Here is a 20900-nt window from a genome sequence, read left to right on the forward strand (position 1 = left end):
AACGGCGGCGAGGGGCGCCCGGGGCCCCGGCGGCGCGACCGGGAAGAGTCTAGGCGATCTTCAGCGGTGGACGCGGGTGAAACCGGCTCATCCGTTCCTCGGGCGGGTGGTGAGCGTCAGGGCCGCCGCGCCGGTGGCGGCGGTGGCCGCGGTGATGAACAGCCAGCCGTGGTCGAAGTCGCCGGTGCCGGGCGCCGTGCCCAGGACCGCGACGAGGGCGGCCACTCCCAGGACCGAGCCGATCTGCCTGGCCATGGTGACGACGGCCGAACCGGTGGCGAACGAACCCGCGGGCAGGACCGAGACCGCCGCGCTGACCAGTGTCGGCAGGGTGAGGCCGACCCCGACCCCGGTCAGCAGCATGCCGGGCAGGAACGCGGTGAGGTAGGCCGGGTCGGGGGTCAGCGCGGCGAACCACCACAGGTTGCCGGCGGCGAAGACGACACAACCCAGGGCGGCGACCGCTCCCGGGCCGATCCTGCGGACCAGGGGCGCGGCGCCCAGGGCCAGGCCCGGCACCATCAGCGGACCGGGGGCGATGGCCCAGCCGGTGCGCAGGGCCGACCAGCCCCAGCCGGTCTGCGCCCACAGGACCGAGGCCAGCAGCATGGCGGCGAAGGCCACGGAGAACAGCAGGTTCGCCAGGGTGGCCGGGGCGAAGGAGGGGGTGCGCAGCAGCGCCGGGGGGACGACCGGCGCGGGGTGGCGGGCCGAGCGCGCCGCGAACCAGCAGGCCAGGACGGCCGAGGCCGCCAGGACCCCCAGGGTGGAGGCGGAGGTCCAGCCCCAGTCCTCGGCCTTGACCAGCCCTAGGGCCAGCAGGGCGATCGCGGCGGTGAGGACGCCCGCGCCGGTCAGATCCGGGCGGGGGCCTCCGGCCGGAGGCGCGGCGGGCAGGACGCGGGGACCGGCCAGCAGGACGAGCAGGCCGACGGGCAGGTTCACCAGGAAGACCCAGCGCCAGTCCAGCGCGGTCAACAGCCCGCCCGCGACCGGGCCGAGCGCGGCGGCCAGGCCGGCGACGGCGGTCCATCCCCGGACCGCGCCGACCCTCCGGTCGGGCGGCGCGGCGGCCAGCAGCAGCCCCAGGGAGGCCGGGGTGAGCAGGGCCGCCCCGGCGGCCTGCAGGACCCGGGCCGCGACCAGGGCCCATACGCCGGGGGCGAGCGCCGCGAGCGCCGAGGCGAGGGTGAAGACCGCGACGCCCCACAGGTAGGCGCGGCGGGGGCCGGTGCGGTCGGCCAGCCCGCCGGCCGGGACGAGCAGCGCGGCGAAGACCACCGCGTAGGCGTTGAGGATCCAGGACAGCCGGGACAGCGGGGCGTCCTCGAAGTGCTCGCCGACGACGGGCAGCGCGACGTTCACGATGAACAGGTCGAGGTTGGACATCGCGACCCCTGCGGCGGCGAGGGCGAAGACCGGACCGAGCCGGACGGCCGCGGCGGAGGGTGCGGAGGATTTCAAAGCGGGTCCTTCCCGGAGGGCGGCACTAGGTTGGATTTTCCAACTTAGTGATGGCGGCACGGTAGACCCAGTGGGTTGGATATGGCAACCTTGTAGGCATGAACACCGGCAGGCCCTGTTCCATCGCCGACGCGCTGCGGATCGTCGGGGAGCGCTGGGCGCTGCTGGCCATCCGCGAGATCTCCTTCGGCAACCGCCGGTTCGACGAGATCGCCCGCAACACCGGGGCGTCCCGCGACATCCTCACCACCCGGCTGCGCTCCCTGGAGGCCGCGGGCGTCATCACCCGCCGCCGCTACTCCGACCGTCCGCCCCGCTTCGAGTACCACCTCACCGAGGCGGGCCGCGACCTGCGCATGATCCTGAACCTGCTGCGCGAGTGGGGCGACCGCTGGCTGGCCGACGAGCCCCCCGTCGCCGCCGCGCACACCTGCGGCCACCCCCTGGACCTCGTCTTCACCTGCCGCCACTGCGGAGCCGAGGTGCGCCCCGAGGACATCCGCCTCACCGTCAACTCCCCCGACTGGGAACTGAGCGGCCCCACCTCGTCCTGAACGGCGCCCCGTCGCCCCTCTCGGACCGCGCGCAGACCTTAGAGTGCGGGCATGGAGCCGCGCAGCGTCGAAGACCTCCTCCGTCTGCGGAGCGATGGAGCCGTCCCGAAGTACCTGTTCTTCTGGGGGCACCGGCCTACCGGGAGCGGTAAGCACGTGCTGAGCCAGTGGTTCGAGCGCGACTTCGAGGATCCCGCGCACGGCGGAAGGGTCTACCGCAGCGCGGAGCACTACATGATGGCCGCCAAGGCGCGCCTGTTCGGCGACACCGAGCGCGAGGAGCTGATCCTGGCGGCCGGGCACCCGGGCGAGGCCAAGCGGCTGGGACGCGAGATCCAGGAGTTCGACGAGGAGCGGTGGGCGGCGCACCGGTTCGAGTTCGTCGTGCAGGGCAATGTCGCGAAGTTCGGCGGCGACCCCGGCCTGCGGGGATACCTGCTGGGCACCGGGGAGCGCGTGCTGGTGGAGGCGAGCCCGCTCGACCGGATCTGGGGCATCGGGCTGGCCGCCGACGACGAGCGCGCCGCCGACCCCGCCCGATGGGACGGCCTCAACCTGCTGGGGTTCGCGTTGATGGAGGCCCGGGCCCGGCTGCGGTAAACCATTCGACGGAGCCGGACGGCACCGCGTAAAACGATGGCATGATCCGCAAATACCCCCGCACTCCGCACCTGCAGGGGTCCAGGCTCCAGCCGGGCGACCACGATCTGGCCGCGGTGCCGTTCCGCGAGGTGGCCGGGCGGCACCTGGTGGTGGAGGAGAAGCTCGACGGGGCCAACTGCGGCGTCGGCTTCGGGCCGGACGGCGAGCTGCGGCTGCAGTCACGCGGCCACTACCTGACCGGCGGCCCGAGGGAACGGCAGTTCGCGCCCTTCAAGGCCTGGGCGTCGGCCGTCGCGCACCTGCTGTGGCCGGTGCTGGGCCACAGGTACATCATGTACGGCGAGTGGATGTACGCCAAGCACACCGTCTTCTACGACGCCCTCCCCCACTATTTCTGCGAGTTCGACGTCTACGACCGGCACGAGGACGTCTTTCTCTCCACCGCCGCGCGCCGTGAACTGCTCGCGGGCACCCCCGTCCACTCGGTGCCGGTACTGCACGAAGGCCCCGTCTCCAGGCTGGAGAAGCTGACGTCGCTCGTCGGCCCGTCCACCTGCCGGACCGCACGCTGGCGGGAGTCCCTGGACGAGGCCGCGCTCGCCGCGGGCCTCGACCCCGACCGGGTACGGGCCGAGACCGACGCCTCCGACGAGATGGAGGGGCTCTACCTCAAGCTCGAGGAGGAGGGGCGGACCGTCGCCCGATTCAAGTGGGTGCGTTCGAGTTTCCTCACCGCGATCCTCGACGCCGGAGGCCACTGGCAGGACCGGCCGATCGTCGCGAACGGACTGGCCGACCCGGAGGCGCTGTATGCGGGCGTTCGCTGAACTGTGCCCCCGCCCCCCGCACTGGCGGGTCGACTGGGAGTCCGTCCGGGCCGCCTTCCCCTGGATCCGGGACCTGGCGGGCGTCGCGCAGGACCCGGTGCACCACGCCGAGGGGGACGTCGAGACGCACACGCGGATGGTGTGCGAGGCGCTGGCCGCGCTGCCCCGCTGGCGGGACCGCCCGGAGGAGCAGCGCACCAGGCTCTTCGCCGCGGCGCTCCTGCACGACGTGGCCAAACCCCGCTGCACCCGCGAGGAGGACGGACGCGTCACCGCGCACGGCCATTCCCGCCAGGGCGACCTGATGGCCCGTCGGATCCTGTGGGAGCTCGGCGCTCCGATCGCCTGGCGCGAACATGTGGCCGCGCTCGTCCGCCATCACCAGATGCCCTTCTGGGGGTTGGAACGCCCCGACCTCCAAAGAACCGTCTTCCAGGTGAGCCTGCTGGCCTCCAACGCCGACCTCGCCCTGCTCGCCGAGGCCGACCTGCGCGGCCGGGAGTGCGGCGACCTCGCCGAGGTGCTGGAGAACGTCGCCCTGTACGAGGAGTACTGCGCCGAGCAGGACTGCCTGGACGGGCCCAGAGCCTTCCCCTCCGACCACGCGCGTTTCCAGTACTTCCGCACTCCCGGCCGTGACCCGTCCTACGACGCCTACGACGACACCCGCCTGACGGTCACCGTGCTGTCGGGGCTGCCCGGAGCGGGCAAGGACACCTGGATCGCCGAACGCCTGCCGGGCCTGCCCGTCGTCAGCCTCGACGAGCTGCGCGCCGAACTGGGCGTCTCCCCCGGCGCCGATCAGCGGCCGGTCGCCGCGGCCGCCTTCGAGCGGGCCAGGGGGCATCTGCGGGCGGGCAGCCCGTTCGTCTGGAACGCCACCAACGTGTCACGGCAGATGCGGGAACGCTGCATCGGCCTCGCGGCCGGTTACCGCGCCCGGATCGAACTGGTCTCCCTGGAGGCGGCCCCCGCCGTCCTGCGCGCCCGCAACCGGGCCCGGCCCTCGCCCGTCCCGGACGAGGTCATCACCCGCCTGGCCTCCCGCTGGGAGGTCCCGGACCCGACCGAGGCGCACACCGTCACCTGGCTCGACCGGACGTGAACAAGGGTCAGGGCCCGCCCACGACCCGCCAGCGGCCCTGGCGGAGCTCCAGGCGCAGCAGCTCGCCCGAGACGGGAACCCGCGCCTTCTCCCCCTCGATCCGGGCCTCGCCCAGCCGCAGAGGCTCCAGGAGGTTCAGGGCGGCGGTGTCCTGGACGAACCTCACCGACGGCATCCGCGCGGCGAGGTCCCGTTTGAGGTCTCGGTCGAGCGGACGGTCGGCGCACTCGCCGCGCAGCGGGCAGATCCTGTCCAGGATCCGCAGGGGACGGGAGCGTTGCGCGACGCCGGTCTTCGTCTCCAGGAAGGCGTCGATCGCCGCCTCGTAGACGGCGGCGTCCGGCCTTGAGCTGTCTTCGGCCTGGCTCTGGCCGGCGGCCTTCTCCTCCATCAGGTCCGGGCGGTCCTGGTCCTCGAGCGGCGCGCTCGCCGGGGCGGGCCTTTGCGCCGCACTGTCCATCGTCGACGCGTCCTGGCGGTACAGCACGAACGGGATCGCGACCGTCACGGCCGCGGCCAGGGCGAGGCCCCCTGCCGCGGTCTTCCAGCGGCGGCGGGTCCGGGCACGGCGGGCCTGGGCGACGACCTCGTCGGCGAGGCCTGGACGCGGGACCGGCGCCTCCTCGGCCAGCAGGCCGAGCAGTTCCCTGTCATCCACGGGTCTCCCCCTCCACGGCCACCCCGTAGGCCTCCCGCAGCTTCTCCAGCCCCCGCAACGTCTGGCTGCGGACGGTCCCCGCCGAGCACCCGAGCAGCTCGGCGACCTCGGCGACCTCCAGGCCCACCCAGTGCCGCAGCACCACCGCGGCCCGCTGCCGGGCGGGCAGACCCGCCAGCGCGGACCGCAGCCGGACGTTCCCGTCGACCCCGGCGTAGGGGTCGGCGCCGTCGGCGGTCTCGGGCAGCGCCTCGACCGCCGTCTCGTGCCTGCGGTGGGCGCGCCGCCGTTCGTCGGCGGCCACCGTGACCAGGACGCGCCGCACGTAGGCCTCGGGATTGCTCTCGATGCTCCGCCACCGAAGATACGCCTTGACCAGCGCGTTCTGCACCAGGTCCTCGGCGCCGGCCCGGTCGGCGGTCAGCAGGTAAGCGAGCCGGAGCAGCCCGGCGGAGCGTTCGGCGACGAACCGCCGGAACGCCTCCTCCTCGGCCAAACGGCACCTCCGATGAAAACGGCAGCGACGGCGACGACAGCGGGAACGCCGGAAAGATGAGGGCGACCAGCATCACACGCTTCGACCGCGAGTTCCAACGGGGCCGGGAGCGTCAGCGGGCGGGGACCTGCCAGACGGTGGTGCGCCTGCGCCGGGAGCCCTCGGCCGTCCGGCTCACCGGGACGTCGTAGCGGGCCAGCGCGGTGAACGCGCCGCGCGGCAGGTACCGCCGCCCCGGATCGCCGACCAGCACCAGGGCGCCCGATTCGGCGGCCCTGCGCAGGAACGGCTCGACACGGCGGGACACCGCCTTGTCGTAGAAGACGTCCCCGGCCAGCACGACGTCGTGGTCGATCCGGGGGGAGTCCAGGAGGTCCTCGCACACCGCGGTGACGGACACGCCGTTGGCGTCGGCGTTCGCGTTGATCGCGGCGACCGCGTAGGGGTCGACCTCGCTGGCGGTCACCCCGCTCGCGCCGGCGAGCGCCGCGGCGAGGGCGACGACGCCCGAGCCGCTGGCCACGTCCAGCACGCTGCGGCCGCGCACCAACTCGGGTGAGTCCAGCACGTGGCGGGCCAGGGCCAGGCCGCCGGTCCAGGCGAAGGACCAGAACGGCAGGCCGGTGTCCTCGGTGTGCTCCCAGAGGCCGTACGGGTCGTCGGCCTGGTGGAGTCGGAGTTCGGGCAGGTACGGAACTGTTCTCAGCCGCGTGTGGTCACGAACGAACGCCTCTTCTGGCGCCTTGCAGAGCGGCGGGGGGTCGGGCTGCACCTTGATGACCTTAATCCGCTCATCCTTACAACGCCATTTCCCCCGGTCAGCAGACCTTGAGTAAACAAAGTCACCCGTTAAGTTAGGCAGATGGCACGAACCTCCGGCCGGCGGCTTCCGATCGCCGTGGTGTTCGCCGTCCACGGCGCGGTGGGCGGAGCCTTCGCCACCCGCATCCCCTGGATCCAGGAGCGCGTCGAGACCGGGGCGGGCGGGCTGGGGCTGGCGCTGCTCGCCCCCGCCGTCGGGACGCTCCTGGCGATGCCCGTCGCGGGCAGGCTCATCCACCGGATCGGCGGGCGCACCGCCACCCGCCTGCTGCTGGCGGGCTGGTGCCTGGCCCTGGTGCTGCCGCCGCTGGCCCCCGGCCTGGCGGTGCTGTGGCCGGTCCTGCTGGTCTACGGGGCCCTGGGCGGACTGGCCGACGTGGCGATGAACGCCCAGGGCGTGCAGATCGAGGAGACGCTGGGCCGCCCCATCATGTCCGGGCTGCACGGGATGTGGAGCGTCGGGGCGCTGGCCGGTGCGGGAACGGGCGTGCTGGCCGCCCACGCCGGGATCGACGCCCGGCCGCATCTGGCCGTCACCGCCCTGGTCCTGCTGGGTTGCGGGCTGCTCGTCTCCTCGTTCCTTCCCGCCTCCCGGCCGGGCCTGGACTCGGTGGCGCCGCCGCACTTCGCGCTCCCGGGACGGGAGGTGCTCGGCATCGGCCTGGTCGGAGCCTGCGCGGTGCTCGCCGAGGGCGCGGCCGCCGACTGGAGCGCGGTCTATCTGCGGGACGTCGCGGGGGCCGGACAGGGTGTCGCGGCGGTGTCCTACACCGCGTTCGCGCTCACGATGGCGCTGGCCCGGCTGGGCGGGGACGCCGTGGTGGCACGGCTGGGCCCGGTCCGCACGGTGCGGCTCGGCGGCGTGCTGGCGCTGCTCGGCGGGCTCGCGGTCGTCCTGGCCCGCGACCCCCTCCCGGCGATCGCCGGGTTCGGGCTCATCGGTCTCGGCGTCGCGGTGGTGATCCCGCTGGCGTTCACCGCCGGGGGCAGGGCCGCCGCCGATCCCGGCCAGGGCGTCGCGGGGATCGCCACCCTCACCTACTCCTGCCTGCTGGTCGCCCCCGCGGCCATCGGCGGGATCGCCTCGCTGACCTCGCTTCCCGTCTCCTTCGCGCTGGTCACCGCGGGACTGGCGGTGATGACCGCCTCCGCCGGGTTCCTGCGCCCCGCCTCCGTCTAAGACGTCCGGCGGAAGGCGCGGACGCGGGTGCTCCTGGCCGCGCTGACCACGATCCTGGGCACGGCGGCGGGGGCGAGCCGGAACGACACCCGGACGGCGAGGCCGGCGGCGGCGTCCTGCGCCGGGGCTGCGAGCAGGCGGGCGATCCGGTTCCCGGCGGCCGGGTCCGGCGGGGGCGGCGGCTCCTCGCCGAGCAGCGCGCCGACCGCGCGGGTCCAGGACAGGCGGACGGACTCGCGGGCGATGTCGCGCGTCAGGTCGCGCAGGGCGGCTCGGACGACCTCCTCGGCCATGCCGGTCAGCTCCCTGCCCAGGTCGGTGCGCGCCGCCCAGCCCGCGGCGCCGAGCGCGCTCCTGGCCGTCAGCTCGGGCACGCCGAGCCGTTCGACGGCCGCGGCCACCTCCCCGGCGGTGCGTGCGGCGAGCCGGGCCGACTCGCTGCGGGCCGCGCTCCGGCTCCAGCCGACCGCTGCGGCCGGGAGCGGGCCGAGCTCCACGGCGGCCGAGCCGAGCCCGGACAGGCCGGTCCTGACCGTCCCGGCCAGGTCCGAGGCGGTCTGCCTAGCCGTCTCCTCGGCGATCTCCAGGGCGAGTTCGGGGCCGAGCTCCATGATCACGTCCAGCATGACGTCGGCGACGACGTCGACGACCGGGTCGAGCGCCACTCCGGCGGCGGCCCGGGCCAGACCGGTGCCCGCGGCCCGTTCGGTCAGCCCCACCAGGCTCTCGGTGGTGGCGCGGGCGAGGGGATTGCGCAGGGCGAGCCGCCGCGCGGCGCGGGACCACGGGTGGTCGGCGGCGCGGCCCGCCACGTCCAGGGCCGCGGCGGTCACCGGGTTGCCCTCGGCCGCGGCGGCGAGCTCGCCCGCGAGCCGGTCGGTGAGGGAGGCCGCGACACGCGACGCCGTGTACCGGGCGGCCTGTTCGATCGGCTCCCGGACGGCCGGCTGCTCCAGGGCCCGCTCGAGTCCCGTCCTGGCCAGATGGACCACCACGTCGCGGCCCAGCTCCCGGACGGGCGCGGTCACCAGCAGGCCGAGCCCGGCCAGATCCCACAGTTCGGCGGCCAGCCCCGAAGCGGGCTCCGCCACGGGCTCCTCGTCCACCGCCGCTCCACCACCGCCGTCTCCGCTGTTCCCGCACTCCCGGTCAGACTCACGGTAACCGCTACCCCGCCCCCGGTCACCATGGAACTCCCCGTCCTTCCGGTGGAGATCGACTTTCTCCCCGGCGAGTACGGTGAGGAATATGAGCGATCTCGAGACCCGTCCGGTGCCCGGCGTGATCGGCGGCACCGCCGCCGCGTCCGCCCGACCCGTGCTGGAGCAGCTGCCCGTCAAGGAGGTACGGCTCGGGGAGAGCAAGGCCCTGCGGTTGCTGCCGACGCTGGGGCGGCGGATGGTCGGGGCCTGGTGCTTCCTCGACCACTACGGGCCCGACGACATCGCGGACGCGCCCGGCATGCAGGTCGCCCCGCACCCGCACATCGGGCTGCAGACGGTCAGCTGGCTGCACGCCGGGAACGTCCTGCACCGCGACAGCCTCGGCAGCCTGCAGACCATCCGGCCGGGCGAACTCGGCCTGATGACGGCGGGCCGGGGCATCGCGCACTCGGAGGAGTCGCCCGTCCCGCACGACCCGGTCCTGCACGGGGCGCAGCTGTGGGTGGCCCTGCCCGACGGCCACCGGCACACCGCCCCGGACTTCTCCCACCACGCCGACCTCCCGGTGATCACCGCGCCGGGGGTGCGGGCGACGGTCTTCCTCGGCGAGCTGGACGGCGTGCTGTCCCCCGGCCGGGTCTTCAGCCCGATCACCGGCGCGGACCTGAGCCTGGACTCCGGGGCGCGCACGGGCCTGCCGCTGGAGCCCGACTTCGAGTACGCGGTGCTCACCATGTCCGGCGACGTCCGGGTGGCGGACGCCGAGGCCCCCGTCGGCCGGCTGGTCTACCTGGGCAGCGGGCGCGACGTCCTGCCGCTGGAGGCCCTCTCCCCCGCCCGGGTCCTCCTGCTGGGCGGAGTGCCGTTCGAGGAGAGGCTGGTCATGTGGTGGAACTTCGTGGCCCGCACCGGCGAGGAGATCGCGGCCGCGCGTGAGGCCTGGATGACGGGCGACTCCCTGGGCGTCGTCCACGGCTACAGCGGGCCGCGCATCCCGGCCCCGGAACTGCCGCCCGTCCCGTTGAAGTCCCGCGGCCGGGAGAGATGAGACGCTAGGCGGGCGGCCCGTCCCCGGCTGACGGCTCGCGGACGGTCAACCGCGCGACGGCCGCCACCACGAGCGCGCCACCCAGCATCACGAGCAGGGTCCCCCCGGCGAGGATGTGCCCGCCCAGCTCAATGGCCTCGTAATAGTGGTCTTCGAAGAGCGTCGGGGACAGCATCTTCTGTTTCAGCTTGAGCAGAAGGTGCCCACTGAACGCTTCGCCGCTGAACAGGTGGTCCACGCCGAGTATGAGTGCCGTAACGCCGCACACCAGGGGCGCGGCGGGCGAGAGGCGCCGGAACGCCGCCAGCCAGCCGAACAGGATGGCCGCCACCGCCGTCAGCCCGACCCTCATCACGGTGTCCAGCACGTCAGGCATGACCCAGACTCGCGAATCGAAGGAACAGCCAAAGGCGGCCACCAGCACCACCAACCCCACCACGGCGCTGGGAAGCGGTCTCCACGGCGAGCGGCGGGACGTACGCGACCCCCAGAGCACGGCGGCCAGCAGCGTTCCTCCCACGAGCAGGCACATCCCCTGGCCGAGGTAGATCTCCGTGCCCTCCCGCAACTGCCGGGAGGAGACCTCCGGGCCTCCGGGCAACGGCAGGAACCGGGCCAGGGCACCGATGTCCTCTCGACGGACCAGCGCGTAGGCGCCCACGGCGGCCAGCGGCAGCCCGGCCGCGACTCCCAGCGCCGGCAGCCGCCTCGACGCCGCGAGAGCCGCGCCGAGCGCCAGCGCGCAGAGCACCGACGCGACCACCGCGCGGACGCTCCAGTTCGGCGGATTCAAGGCGCGCAGTATCTCGGCGGGATCACCGGACGCCCAGTCCCCGGACGCTCCATAGGAGTTCCCCTCACGCCACCAGTACAGCTGACCGAGCGAAGGCAAGTACCACAACGCGAAGAGGGCCGGCAGGCCCGAGGCCGCACCGAGGAGCCTGTAACGCAGCAAGATCTTTCCTTCCGCCGGGAATGCCCTGCAGAAAGAATGAACGGCCCCGCCGCCCAGGCGCATGGGACCGGAGTCCCGTACGGTCACGTCCTGGGCCGCCGCCCGGCCCGCCGGAGTCCGCGGCCGGGAGGCCGGGACGCCTCAGCGAGCGGCCTGCCTCTGGCGGGCCGCCCGTCCCGTCCCACCCGTCCGCCCCCGGCGCGCGGCCGGGACGGGGCGGGCGGGCCGCTTGGAGGAGGTGACCCGACCACGGTCCTTCACCCGTCCCAGCGCCGCGACCACGAGCGCGGCGCCCATCACCAGCATCGGGATCGCGGACGCGAACACGGAGCCGCGCAGCAGCAGCATGTGCTCGCCGCTGTCGAGCGACCGGGGCAGCACCACGTTGACGATCCCGGTCAGGACGCCCTTCTCCAGGACATGTGTGAGCCCGAGCGCGAAGACCGGCAGACCGCACGCCAGGGCCGCGACGGCGGGCAGTCGCCGTGCCCCCGCCGCGCAGCCGAGCAGGAGCGCGGCAAGGGCCGTCAGCGCGGGCCGTGCCTCGGTGTACCTGGTACCGCCTTCGATCACGCATCCCCAGGCGAACGCCATCACCGCCAGCCCCGCCAGGGCGCCGAGCGGCGCGCTCAGCGGCGGGCGGCGTGACGGGAGAAGACCGCACAACGCGGCGGCGAGAAGGGCGCCTCCCGCCAGCAGGCACGATCCCTGGCCGAGGTGGCTCATGGTCCCCGAGCGCAGCTGCTCGGCCGTGACGTCGGGGCCGGGCAGCGACAGGAACCCCAGCTTCTCGACCAGGGCCCGCGGATGGTCCACCGAGAGCATCCCGTACACGCCCGCGACGGTCAGCGGCACGCCCGCGACGAACCCGAACACCGGCCGCCGCACCGACACCACGAGACAGACGCCGAGGACCAGCGCGCAGGCCGCCAGCGCGACCAGGGTGTGCGGCGTCCAGTCCGGCGGGCCCGGGAACCCCGGTATCTCCCGCCGGTCGCCGTCCGCCCCGTAGCGGGTCTGCTCCCGCCACCAGTACAGCTCACCGAGCGAAGGCAGGTACCACAGCAGCAGGAGCGCGGGGAGGGCGGCCAGGACACCGGAGAGCCGGGACATCAGTCAATCCCACCAGAAGGACCAGGCGTTGCGGCCGACGAGCTCCGCGGCGTAGGCCTCGAGGCTGCCGGCGCCCTGCGCGATGACGTCGGGGCAGAACGCCCAGTGCTCGGCGGCGATGTGCACGGCGTGCTCCAGTTCGCGGGGCGGCGCCGAGACGCTGAACTCCAGGGTGTTGAACCCCACCCGCACCAGCCTGACCCCGAACCTGTCCTCCCAGCTGCGCACGACGGCCGCCAGCGGAGCCGTCCACTGGTTGTGGTTGAGCGCGCCCTGCCAGCCCATGACGGCCAGCGCGTCGGCGCTGCGCGAGGCGGCCACCAGGCCCAGCAGCGTGGTCAGGCCGTCGGCGATCTGCCCGGCGTACCAGTCGGCGGCCTCCTGCGGCTCGGCCATCGGCTCGCCGGGCGGGGCCAGGCCCGGGCAGTACTTGCCGAACGGCGCCAGGTCGTCGAAGTCGTCGCCGTAGCGCAGCCTCGGCTCGATCATGTCCTGCCAGACCTCGGCCATGAAGAGCGCCGGGTCGTACACATCGATCTCCGACTCCGGCTCGGGCGCGACCTGGCCGGCCGACCACGGCTGGGCCGACTCGTCCAGCAGCAGCGGCCACAGCCCCGAATAGGGGTGCTCGGCGGCCAGCGCGCGCCAGACGTCCGCGGTGACCGGCGCGTCGCTCAGCCAGAACGCGGGCCGCGTCACCGGGTGGTCCCTGCGGTAGCTGCGGTCGGGCCACACCACCGCCCCGTCGGGCAGGGGCACGTTGAGCGTACGACCGTTGCCGCCGTCGGCGAACAGCCGGTAAACACCCGCCGGCAGCGCCCTGCCGCGCCGGTGATCGTCCATGATCGACCACTCCGATTTTGCCCGTACCTAAGTTAGGATCTTGGCGTATTCCAGGACCTTACTGCCACCCCTGTGTCCGGTTTGACACCCTCGGTCGCCGACATGCGACGATCGGTGCCGTGACCCGTGAGATCCCGCTCTCCCCCACCCTGCCGTCCCGCCGCGTCCTGGGCCAGGAGGTCTGGCTGGTTCTCGCGCTCTCGCTGGGCGCTTCGGGCGTGGCGGCGGTCATCTCCTTCCTGGGATCGGTGACCGCCTCCAGGGCACTGAACGAGCAGACGGCCTCCCTGGTCACCGACTCCGCGCCGGGCCGCCCCTGGCTCGGACTGGCCTGGCAGCTGTTCTCCATCGCCTCGGCGCTGGTACCGGTCGCGCTGGTGGCGCACCTGCTGGGGCGCTCGGGCGAGCCGATGGGCCGCGCCCTCGGCGTGGACTGGCGGCCGCGCGCCCGCGACCTGGGGTACGGCGCCGCCGTCGCGGCGTTCATCGGCGGATCCGGGCTGGTGCTCTACCTGCTGGCCCGGGCTTTCGGCGCCAACCTCACCGTCGTGCCCACGACGCTGGGGGACGTGTGGTGGCGGATCCCGGTACTGGTGCTGTCGGCGGTCGAGAACGCGGTCGTCGAGGAGGTCATCATCCTCGGCTACCTGCTGCACCGGCTCGGCCAGTTCGGCTGGCCGGACTGGAAGGCGGACCTGACCAGCGCCGCGCTCCGCGCCTCCTACCACCTGTACCAGGGCATCGGCGGGCTGGTCGGCAACTTCGTGATGGGCCTGATCTTCGCCCGGCTGTACCGCCGGTGGGGCCGGGTGATGCCGCTGCTGGTGGCGCACGCCCTCATCGACATCGTGGCGTTCGTCGGCTGGGTGCTGCTCGCCGGGAGGGTCGGCTGGCTGCCCACCCGCTGACCTCCCTCGCGGGAAACCCTTTGCCCAGGTCACCGGTCATGGGCCAGACTCACCCGGCATGGTGGAAGCACTGGTCTCCGGCCTGCTGGCCGGTTACGGGGTGGCGGTCCCGCTCGGCGCGATCGGCGCGCTGATCATGGGATTGAGCGCCCGCACCTCCCTGCGGGTGGGCGCGGCGGCCGCCGCGGGAGTCGCCACCGCCGACGGGCTGTACGCGCTGGCGGCGGTACTCGGCGGGGCCGGCCTGAGCACGCTGATCGCCCCGATCGCCGGCCCCCTGCGCCTGCTCGCGGCACTGGTCCTGCTCGGCATGGCGGCCTGGACCGCCCACGGCGCCTTCCAGGAGAGCGCGGGGCGCGACGTCCCCCGCCTCGACCGCTCCGGCCGCGCCTACCTGGCGCTGCTCGGCCTCACCATGCTCAACCCGATGACCGTCGTCTACTTCGCCGCGCTGGTGCTGGGCCGCCAGGCCGAGGACGAGCTCACCGGATCAGGCGAGGCGGTCTTCGTCCTCGCCGTGTTCGCCGCCTCGCTGAGCTGGCAGCTCCTGCTGGCCTGCGGGGGCGCGCTGCTGGGCCGCGCCCTCAGCGGCCCGCGCGCCCGCACCCTCACCTCGCTGGCCGCGGCGCTCATCATCGCGGTGCTGGCCGTGGGCCTGATCGTCTGACTCCGGCTGCTCCGCCGGGGTCACTCCTCCCAGCCGAAGGTCCGGTTCACCGCCCTGCGCCAGCGGGTGTGCTCGGACTCCCGCTCCTGAGCCGTCATGGCGGGCGTCCAGCGGCCGTCCTCCTTCCACTGGGCGCGCAGCTCCTCCTTTCCGCTCCAGAAGCCGACGGCCAGGCCCGCCGCGTAGGCGGCGCCGAGCGCGGTGGTCTCCTTGATCCGCGGACGCACCACCGGGACACCCAGGACGTCCGCCTGGATCTGCATGAACAGCTCGTCGACGACCATGCCGCCGTCGGCCTTCAGGCAGTCCAGCACGATCCCCGTGTCGGCGTTCATCGCGTCGACGATCTCGCGGGTCTGCCAGGCGGTGGCCTCCAGTACCGCCCGTGCCAGATGCCCGCGGTTGACGAACCGGGTGAGGCCGACGATCACGCCGCGCGCGTCCGACCGCCAGTAGGGCGCGAACAGCCCGGAGAAGGCCGGCACGAAGTAGCAGCCGCCGTTGTCGTCCACGGTGCGGGCCAGCGTCTCGATCTCGTCCGCCGAGGAGATCATGCCGAGGTTGTCGCGCAGCCACTGCACCAGCGCCCCGGCGATCGCGATGGAGCCCTCCAGCGCGTAGGAGGCCGGTTCGTCGCCGATGCGGTAGCCGACGGTCGTCAGCAGCCCGTGCTGAGAGGCGACCGGCTGCGTCCCGGTGTTGAGCAGCAGGAACGCTCCGGTCCCGTAGGTGTTCTTGGCGTCGCCCTCATCGAAGCAGCACTGGCCGAACAGCGCCGCCTGCTGGTCGCCCAGCGCCGAGGCCACGGGCACGCCCTCCAGCACGCCGCTGCCGGTGCCGTAGACCTCCGCGGACGAGCGGATCCGCGGGAGCATGCCCGCCGGGACGCCGAACGCCTCCAGGGTGTGCGGGTCCCAGTCCAGGGTCCGCAGGTTCATGAGCATGGTGCGCGAGGCGTTGGTGACGTCCGTGACGTGCTCTCCGGTGAGCTTCCAGATCAGCCACGAGTCGATCGTGCCGAACAGCACCTCGCCGCGTTCGGCGCGCTCGCGCAGGCCCGGCACCTCCTCCAGCAGCCAGCGCAGCTTGGGGCCGGAGAAGTAGGTGGCCAGCGGCAGCCCGCAGGAGTCCAGGAAGCGGTTCCGGCCGACGGCCCCCTCCAGCTCCCGGCAGACGCGGTCGGTGCGGGTGTCCTGCCAGACGATCGCGTTGTGCACGGGCTCGCCCGTCGCCGCGTCCCACACCACGGTGGTCTCGCGCTGGTTGGTGATGCCCACGGCCGCCAGGTCGGACACGCTCAGCCCGCCGCGCTCCAGCGCCCGGGCCACGACCGTCTCCACCGACGTCCAGATCTCCACCGGATCGTGCTCGACCCAGCCGGGGCGGGGCAGGATCTGGGTGAACTCCTCCTGCGCGTCGGCCACCACCCGGCCCGTCTCGTCGAACACCAGACAGCGGCTGGAGGTCGTGCCCTGGTCGATCGCGGCGATGTACACGGCGGTGGTCCTTCCGGCGGTCGGCGTCCTCGCTTATCTAACCGCGATCACAGCGGATTATCCCCGCCGTCGTCCGGCCAGGGTGTGGGTCCGGTGCCCTGGCCGGGCCCCGGCAGGGTGGGGATCGGGGTCGAGCCGGACGGGTCGGGCGTGGGGGTCCCCGAACTCCCGGACGGGGTCGGCGAGGGGGAGGGAGAGGCCGGCTCGGTGGTGGTGAGGGTCGGCACCGGCTCGGCCGGCAGCGGTTCCGGCTGGGAGCGCAGCAGCCAGACCAGCAGGACCACGATCCCGACGAGCAGCAGCGCCAGGACCAGCAGGGCCAGCACGACCAGCGCCCGGCTCGCCGCCGAGGAGAGCGTGCCGTCGGTGCTCCAGTTCCCCGTTCCCGGGGAGCCGGTGAAGGTGGGGTACTCGGCCTTCGTCGCGTTCTTCCCCGCCTCGCCCGCGCGCCGGCCGGTGGGGAAGGCCGGGTCCTCGCCCCGTCCGGCCCAGTGGTGCAGGAACTGCGGGCCCTTCGCCTCGTCCCGCAGCAGCACCGGCTCCAGCAGCCCGGCCAGGTTCCCGGTGCCGATCGCCCACGGCCCCTGGTCCTCGGTGTCGGCGGCGCTCACCTCCGGACCCGACTCCCGTACCGCGGCGGCGAACCTGTCGCGGGCCGCCGGGTCGGAGGCCGCTCCCCTGGTCAGCAGCGCCACCTGGACCTGACGCCCCGCCGGGTCGAGCGCGGCGTACACGATACCGGCGGGCGAGGACAGGATCCTGGCCGTCAGCCGGAATGGGCCGAGTGGGGCGGTCATGCCCGCACCCTACTGCGATCTCTCTCCTCGTGTCGGCTCCGGACCGAGGGGTAATTCACGTAGGGTCGGACAACAAAGTTCGGAATTCGGGGTGAAGGGGCGAGTGTGACTGTCGCCGATGACATGAAACAGGCCTCGGTGCTGCTCGAGCGCGCCCTGGCCGAGGTGAAGAAGGTCATCGTCGGGCAGGAGCACATGGTCGAGCGGCTCGTGGTGGCCCTGCTCGCCGGAGGCCACTGCCTGGTGGAGGGCGTCCCCGGCGTCGCCAAGACCCTGGCGGTCAGCTCGCTGGCCCAGGTCACCGGCGGCACCTTCGCCCGGGTGCAGTTCACCCCCGACCTGGTGCCCTCCGACATCGTCGGCACCCGCATCTACCGCCCCTCCAGCGAGTCCTTCGACGTCGAGCTCGGGCCGGTGTTCGCCAACTTCGTGCTGGCCGACGAGATCAACCGCGCGCCCGCCAAGGTGCAGTCGGCGCTGCTGGAGGTCATGGCGGAACGGCAGGTGTCGCTGGCCGGGCGGACGTTCCCGCTGCCCAGGCCGTTCATCGTGCTGGCCACCCAGAACCCGATCGAGTCCGAGGGCGTCTACCCGCTGCCCGAGGCGCAGCGCGACCGCTTCCTCATGCGCATCAACGTGTCCTACCCCGACGCCCGCGACGAGCTGCTCATCCTGCGCCGGATGAGCGCCACGCCCCCGGTCCCCGAGCAGGTGCTCGACCCGGACCTGCTGCAGGACCTGCAGGGCACCGCCTCCCGGGTGGCGGTGCACGAGCTGGTCGCCGACTACATCGTCCGGCTGGTCATGGCCACCCGCGAGCCGGCCGCCTACCGCATGCCCGACCTGGGCCCGCTGATCGAGATCGGCGCCAGCCCTCGCGCCACCCTCGGCCTGGTCTCCTCCTCCCGCGCGCTGGCCCTGCTGCGCGGCCGGGACTTCGTGCTGCCCGAGGACGTGCACGACGTGGCCCGCGACGTGCTCACCCACCGGCTGGTGCTGTCGTTCGACGCGGTCGCCGACGGGGTCTCCCCCGGCGAGCTCATCGCCCGCATCCTGGCCTGCGTGCCGCCTCCGCGCGTCGTCTGGAACCACGGCCCCGTCTGATGCGCATTCCCGAGGACAGGCTCCGCAGGCTGGAGCTGAAGGTGACCGGAAGGCTCGACGGGCTGCTGGGCGGCGAGCACCTGGGGCTGCTGCCGGGGCCCGGCAGCGAGCTGGCCGAGGCCCGCGCCTACCAGCCGGGAGAGGACGACGTCCGGCACATGGACTGGTCGGTGACGGCCCGCACCGCCGTCCCGCACGTACGGGACCTCATCGCCGACCACGAGCTGGAGGCCTGGGCGCTGGTCGACCTGACGGCCAGCATGGACTTCGGCACCGCCGACTACGCCAAACGCGAGCTGGCCGTCGCCGCGCTGGCCGCCGTCGGGTTCACCGCGACCCGGCTGGGCGACCGGGTCGGCGCCTACCTCATGCAGCGGGACGGGCTGCGCCGCCGTCCCGCCCGCACCGGCAGGACCGGGCTGTACTCGCTGCTGCGCGAGGTCGAGCGCACCGAGATCGGCCGCGGCTCGATGGGCCTGGCCGCCGCGATCACCTCGCTCGACCGGGGCCAGCGCCGCCGCGGCCTGCGGGTGGTCATCAGCGACTTCCTCGACACCTCGGCGTGGGAGGGGCCGATGCGCCGCATGGCGGCCCGGCACCAGACCCTCGCCGTCGAGATCATCGACCCCCGGGAGCTGGACCTGCCCTCCGGGGGCGGCCTGGTCGAGCTGACCGATCCCGAGACCGGGACGATCCAGGAGATCATGCTCACCCCCAGGGTCGCCGCCGCCTACCGGGAGGCCGCGTCCGCGCAGCGGGCCGCGAACGCGGCGGCGCTGCGCCGCGCCGGAGCCGCCCATCTGGTGCTGCGCACCGACCGCGACTGGGTCATCGACATCGCGCGGTTCGCGCTGCGCCGCCGCCGCCTCGGGAGCCGCACATGACCTTCCTCTCCCCCCAATGGCTGCTCCTGCTGCCGCTGGTGCCGGTCTTCCTGCTGCTGTACGTGCTGCGGCAGCGCAGCACCAAGCGGTTCGCCGTGCCCTTCACCAACCTGCCGACGCTCTCGCAGGTGGCGCCCAAGCGCCCGGCCTGGCGGCGGCACCTGGTGGCAGGCCTGTTCCTGGTCACGCTCGCGCTGCTGGTGGTGGGCACCGCCCAGCCCGCGGCCCCGGTCAAGGTGCCGCGGGAACGGGCGACGATCATGGTCGCCGTCGACGTGTCGCTGTCGATGGAGGCCACCGACGTGGCTCCGTCGCGGTTCGAGGCGGCCAAGGCCTCGGCCAAGTCGTTCATCGAGGGCCTGCCGGAGCGCTTCAACGTGGGGGTCGTGGCGTTCGCCGGCACCGCCACCGTCGTCGCCCCGCCCACCTCCGACCGGGGCTCGGCGCTGCGCTCGGTGGACAACCTCGTGCTGGACCGCCGCACCGCCATCGGCGAGGCCGTGTTCGCCTCCCTGCAGGCCATCCGGTCGTTCGACTCCAGCAGCGGCGAAGATCCGCCGCCCGCCCACATCGTGCTGCTGTCCGACGGCGACAACACCTACGGCCGGACCATCAGCGAGGCGGTCGGCGCGGCCCGCGACGCCAAGGTCCCGGTCTCCACGATCGCCTTCGGCACCCCCTACGGCACCGTCACGATCGAGGGCGAGACCACCACCGTGGACGTCAACAAGGTGGTCCTGCGGGCCCTGGCCGAGCAGACCGACGGCCGCGCCTATGAGGCCGAGGACTCCGAGCAGCTCTCGGAGGTCTACCAGAGCATCGGCACCTCGCTGGGCTTCCGGGTGGTGGACAAGGAGGTCACCTCGACCTTCACCCTCCTGGCCGCCCTGCTCGCCATGGCCACCGGGGCATTGTCCCTCCTCTGGTTCTCCCGGCTCCCCTGAGCCGCTCACGGACCTCCGGCCTCCCCGCGGCCACTAGGCTGAATGGCCGTGGGGGATCACTACTTCTCGGCCGAACCCGGGGCCGTCAGCAAGCCGGGGACGGTCGACCTGGTGCTGCGCGACCTGCACCTGCGGCTGGAGACCGACCGGGGGATGTTCTCCCCCGACCGGATCGACGCGGGGACGCGGATCCTGCTGGACAGCGTCCCCGCGCCGCCCGAGCACGGGAACCTGCTGGACCTGGGGTGCGGGTACGGGCCGATCGCGCTGACCCTCGCCAGCCGGGCGCCGGAGGCGACCGTCTACGGAGTGGACGTGAACCTGCGCGCGCTGGAGCTGGCCAGGCGGAACGCCCGGAGCGCGGGCCTGGACAATGTGAGGTTCGTGACGGCCGACGAGATCCCGGCCGAGACGACCTTCGCGGCGATCTGGTCCAATCCCCCGATCCGCATCGGTAAGCAGGCCCTGCACGAGCTGCTGCTGGCCTGGCTGCCCCGGCTCGAGCCCGGCGGGCTCGCCCACCTCGTCGTCCAGAAGCACCTGGGCAGCGACTCCCTGCAACGCTGGCTCACCGCCTCCGGCCTGCCCGCCACCCGGCTGGCCTCCCGTTCGTCCTATCGCATCCTGGAGGTCCAGGCCCGTGTCTGAGCCCGCCCACTCCGCCGCCCGCAGGCAGCTGCGGCCCACCGACGTCAAGCGGCTCAACCGCACCTGGCGGCGCAACACCACCGGACGGCTCGGGCTGCTGGTGGAGTCGGTCACCCAGCCCTTCAACATCGGCTCGATCTTCCGCACCTCGGCGGTGTTCGGCGTCGACCACCTGTGGCTGGCGGGCAACGCCACCGAGCCGACCCACCCCAACGCCCAGAAGACCGCGCTGGGCACCGACCGGCTGGTGCCCTGGAGCCACGCGGGCCCGCCCGCCGAGGCGGTCCGGCAGGCCCGCAAGGAGGGGTTCAGGGTCGTCGCGCTGGAGCTGACCACCGACGCCGTGCCGCTGCACGAGGCGCCCCTGGAGGGCGACGTCTGCCTGGCCGTCGGCGGCGAGGACCACGGCTGCTCCCCCGCCCTGCTGGCGGCCTGCGACGCCGTCGCCTACATCCCGCAGACCGGCCGGGTCGGCTCGCTCAACGTCGCGGTGGCCACGGCCGTGGCGCTGGCCGAGATCCGCCGCAGGGAATGGGCCGCCCAGGGCTGACCCCCCCTGGGCGCGACCGGGATCACACCTTCCCGCGGATCCCGCGCTCTCCTCTCCGGCTGGCCCATACT

23 protein-coding genes are annotated in these 20900 nt (G+C 73.6%); 13 read left to right on the top strand and 10 right to left on the bottom strand.

Annotated features, from left to right (window positions below; genetic code table 11):
• Positions 1–87: 87 nt before the first annotated feature.
• Positions 88–1464, bottom strand: a complete 1377-nt coding sequence (locus ABGB12_RS12910) for an MFS transporter (RefSeq protein ID WP_347677327.1) — start codon at positions 1462–1464, stop codon at positions 88–90.
• Between the two features lie 98 nt (positions 1465–1562).
• Here ABGB12_RS12910 and ABGB12_RS12915 point away from each other — a divergent pair, with 98 nt between their 5' ends.
• Genes ABGB12_RS12915 through ABGB12_RS12930 form a run of 4 tightly spaced genes read left to right on the top strand, consistent with a single transcriptional unit; the run spans position 1563 to position 4553 of the window.
• Positions 1563–2018, top strand: a complete 456-nt coding sequence (locus ABGB12_RS12915; RefSeq protein WP_347677329.1) for a helix-turn-helix domain-containing protein — start codon at positions 1563–1565, stop codon at positions 2016–2018.
• A gap of 51 nt (positions 2019–2069) precedes the next feature.
• Positions 2070–2618: an NADAR family protein gene (locus tag ABGB12_RS12920; RefSeq protein ID WP_347677331.1), complete on the top strand. Its 549-nt coding sequence runs from the start codon at positions 2070–2072 to the stop codon at positions 2616–2618.
• 41 nt (positions 2619–2659) lie between these two features.
• Complete coding sequence (locus ABGB12_RS12925) at positions 2660–3448, top strand: RNA ligase family protein (protein WP_347677333.1); 789 nt, start codon at positions 2660–2662, stop codon at positions 3446–3448.
• Positions 3432–4553 carry an AAA family ATPase gene (locus ABGB12_RS12930; RefSeq protein ID WP_347677335.1) on the top strand — a complete coding sequence of 374 codons (1122 nt, stop codon included), beginning with the start codon at positions 3432–3434 and terminating at the stop codon, positions 4551–4553. Before ABGB12_RS12925 ends, ABGB12_RS12930 begins: the two co-directional genes overlap by 17 nt.
• A gap of 7 nt (positions 4554–4560) precedes the next feature.
• Here the strand turns inward: ABGB12_RS12930 and ABGB12_RS12935 are convergent, their stop codons facing one another.
• From ABGB12_RS12935 to ABGB12_RS12945, 3 genes are all read right to left on the bottom strand, one after another.
• Positions 4561–5211 (bottom strand): hypothetical protein, encoded by a 651-nt coding sequence (locus ABGB12_RS12935; protein WP_347677337.1) that lies wholly within the window; start codon positions 5209–5211, stop codon positions 4561–4563.
• Positions 5204–5707: a SigE family RNA polymerase sigma factor gene (locus ABGB12_RS12940; protein WP_347677339.1), complete on the bottom strand. Its 504-nt coding sequence runs from the start codon at positions 5705–5707 to the stop codon at positions 5204–5206. The genes ABGB12_RS12935 and ABGB12_RS12940 overlap by 8 nt, the downstream gene beginning before the upstream one ends.
• 112 nt (positions 5708–5819) lie before the next feature.
• A complete protein-coding gene (locus tag ABGB12_RS12945) occupies positions 5820–6479 on the bottom strand; it encodes a 50S ribosomal protein L11 methyltransferase (RefSeq protein WP_347677341.1) in 660 nt (219 codons plus the stop codon).
• A 90-nt stretch (positions 6480–6569) separates the two neighbouring features.
• On the opposite strand from ABGB12_RS12945, the gene ABGB12_RS12950 reads away from it, so the two are divergent.
• A complete protein-coding gene (locus ABGB12_RS12950) occupies positions 6570–7709 on the top strand; it encodes an MFS transporter (RefSeq protein WP_347677343.1) in 1140 nt (379 codons plus the stop codon).
• Here the strand turns inward: ABGB12_RS12950 and ABGB12_RS12955 are convergent.
• Positions 7706–8815, bottom strand: coding sequence for a hypothetical protein (locus ABGB12_RS12955; protein ID WP_347677345.1), 1110 nt, complete (start codon positions 8813–8815; stop codon positions 7706–7708). The two genes, ABGB12_RS12950 and ABGB12_RS12955, sit on opposite strands and share 4 nt — an antisense overlap.
• Positions 8816–8957: 142 nt before the next feature.
• Here ABGB12_RS12955 and ABGB12_RS12960 point away from each other — a divergent pair, with 142 nt between their 5' ends.
• Positions 8958–9920: a pirin family protein gene (locus ABGB12_RS12960; protein ID WP_347677347.1), complete on the top strand. Its 963-nt coding sequence runs from the start codon at positions 8958–8960 to the stop codon at positions 9918–9920.
• Positions 9921–9924: 4 nt separating this feature from the next.
• Here ABGB12_RS12960 and ABGB12_RS12965 read toward each other — a convergent pair whose 3' ends face one another.
• From ABGB12_RS12965 to ABGB12_RS12975, 3 genes are all read right to left on the bottom strand, one after another.
• Entirely contained in the window at positions 9925–10875 is a 951-nt protein-coding gene (locus ABGB12_RS12965) for a hypothetical protein (RefSeq protein ID WP_347677349.1), read from the bottom strand.
• A gap of 141 nt (positions 10876–11016) precedes the next feature.
• Positions 11017–11988, bottom strand: coding sequence for a hypothetical protein (locus ABGB12_RS12970; protein WP_347677351.1), 972 nt, complete (start codon positions 11986–11988; stop codon positions 11017–11019).
• Positions 11989–11991: 3 nt separating this feature from the next.
• Positions 11992–12831: a DUF4253 domain-containing protein gene (locus ABGB12_RS12975; RefSeq protein ID WP_347677353.1), complete on the bottom strand. Its 840-nt coding sequence runs from the start codon at positions 12829–12831 to the stop codon at positions 11992–11994.
• A 119-nt stretch (positions 12832–12950) separates the two neighbouring features.
• Between ABGB12_RS12975 and ABGB12_RS12980 the strand changes: the two genes are divergently transcribed.
• Both ABGB12_RS12980 and ABGB12_RS12985 read left to right on the top strand, forming a co-directional pair.
• A complete protein-coding gene (locus ABGB12_RS12980; RefSeq protein WP_347677355.1) occupies positions 12951–13739 on the top strand; it encodes a type II CAAX endopeptidase family protein in 789 nt (262 codons plus the stop codon).
• A 58-nt stretch (positions 13740–13797) separates the two neighbouring features.
• The gene (locus ABGB12_RS12985; protein WP_347677357.1) at positions 13798–14406 is read left to right on the top strand and encodes a LysE family transporter; all 609 of its coding nucleotides are present in this window, start codon (positions 13798–13800) and stop codon (positions 14404–14406) included.
• Between the two features lie 20 nt (positions 14407–14426).
• Here the strand turns inward: ABGB12_RS12985 and glpK are convergent, their stop codons facing one another.
• The gene (glpK, locus tag ABGB12_RS12990; protein WP_347677359.1) at positions 14427–15902 is read right to left on the bottom strand and encodes a glycerol kinase GlpK; all 1476 of its coding nucleotides are present in this window, start codon (positions 15900–15902) and stop codon (positions 14427–14429) included.
• Between the two features lie 47 nt (positions 15903–15949).
• On the bottom strand, positions 15950–16699 hold the full coding sequence (locus ABGB12_RS12995) for a hypothetical protein (protein ID WP_347677361.1): 750 nt from the start codon (positions 16697–16699) through the stop codon (positions 15950–15952).
• Positions 16700–16822: 123 nt separating this feature from the next.
• On the opposite strand from ABGB12_RS12995, the gene ABGB12_RS13000 reads away from it, so the two are divergent.
• The 5 genes from ABGB12_RS13000 to ABGB12_RS13020 are packed head-to-tail and all read left to right on the top strand — an operon-like array spanning position 16823 to position 20829.
• Positions 16823–17803, top strand: coding sequence for a MoxR family ATPase (locus ABGB12_RS13000; protein ID WP_347677723.1), 981 nt, complete (start codon positions 16823–16825; stop codon positions 17801–17803).
• Complete coding sequence (locus ABGB12_RS13005; protein ID WP_347677363.1) at positions 17803–18687, top strand: DUF58 domain-containing protein; 885 nt, start codon at positions 17803–17805, stop codon at positions 18685–18687. Before ABGB12_RS13000 ends, ABGB12_RS13005 begins: the two co-directional genes overlap by 1 nt.
• Positions 18684–19631: a VWA domain-containing protein gene (locus ABGB12_RS13010; RefSeq protein WP_347677365.1), complete on the top strand. Its 948-nt coding sequence runs from the start codon at positions 18684–18686 to the stop codon at positions 19629–19631. Before ABGB12_RS13005 ends, ABGB12_RS13010 begins: the two co-directional genes overlap by 4 nt.
• Before the next feature lie 48 nt (positions 19632–19679).
• Positions 19680–20279 (top strand): methyltransferase, encoded by a 600-nt coding sequence (locus tag ABGB12_RS13015; protein WP_347677367.1) that lies wholly within the window; start codon positions 19680–19682, stop codon positions 20277–20279.
• The gene (locus tag ABGB12_RS13020; RefSeq protein ID WP_347677369.1) at positions 20272–20829 is read left to right on the top strand and encodes a TrmH family RNA methyltransferase; all 558 of its coding nucleotides are present in this window, start codon (positions 20272–20274) and stop codon (positions 20827–20829) included. Before ABGB12_RS13015 ends, ABGB12_RS13020 begins: the two co-directional genes overlap by 8 nt.
• Positions 20830–20900 lie beyond the last annotated feature (71 nt).

This window comes from Actinocorallia sp. B10E7, assembly GCF_039871655.1.
In the GTDB taxonomy this organism is placed as follows: domain Bacteria; phylum Actinomycetota; class Actinomycetes; order Streptosporangiales; family Streptosporangiaceae; genus Actinocorallia.

Coding starts and splice junctions, on each gene's coding strand:
- ABGB12_RS12915 (WP_347677329.1), top strand. CDS start 1,563: ATGAACACCGGCAGGCCCTGTTCCATCGCCGACGCGCTGCGGATCGTC.
- ABGB12_RS12920 (WP_347677331.1), top strand. CDS start 2,070: ATGGAGCCGCGCAGCGTCGAAGACCTCCTCCGTCTGCGGAGCGATGGA.
- ABGB12_RS12925 (WP_347677333.1), top strand. CDS start 2,660: ATGATCCGCAAATACCCCCGCACTCCGCACCTGCAGGGGTCCAGGCTC.
- ABGB12_RS12930 (WP_347677335.1), top strand. CDS start 3,432: ATGCGGGCGTTCGCTGAACTGTGCCCCCGCCCCCCGCACTGGCGGGTC.
- ABGB12_RS12950 (WP_347677343.1), top strand. CDS start 6,570: ATGGCACGAACCTCCGGCCGGCGGCTTCCGATCGCCGTGGTGTTCGCC.
- ABGB12_RS12960 (WP_347677347.1), top strand. CDS start 8,958: ATGAGCGATCTCGAGACCCGTCCGGTGCCCGGCGTGATCGGCGGCACC.
- ABGB12_RS12970 (WP_347677351.1), bottom strand. CDS start 11,988: ATGTCCCGGCTCTCCGGTGTCCTGGCCGCCCTCCCCGCGCTCCTGCTG.
- ABGB12_RS12975 (WP_347677353.1), bottom strand. CDS start 12,831: ATGGACGATCACCGGCGCGGCAGGGCGCTGCCGGCGGGTGTTTACCGG.
- ABGB12_RS12985 (WP_347677357.1), top strand. CDS start 13,798: ATGGTGGAAGCACTGGTCTCCGGCCTGCTGGCCGGTTACGGGGTGGCG.
- ABGB12_RS12995 (WP_347677361.1), bottom strand. CDS start 16,699: ATGACCGCCCCACTCGGCCCATTCCGGCTGACGGCCAGGATCCTGTCC.
- ABGB12_RS13000 (WP_347677723.1), top strand. CDS start 16,823: ATGAAACAGGCCTCGGTGCTGCTCGAGCGCGCCCTGGCCGAGGTGAAG.
- ABGB12_RS13005 (WP_347677363.1), top strand. CDS start 17,803: ATGCGCATTCCCGAGGACAGGCTCCGCAGGCTGGAGCTGAAGGTGACC.
- ABGB12_RS13010 (WP_347677365.1), top strand. CDS start 18,684: ATGACCTTCCTCTCCCCCCAATGGCTGCTCCTGCTGCCGCTGGTGCCG.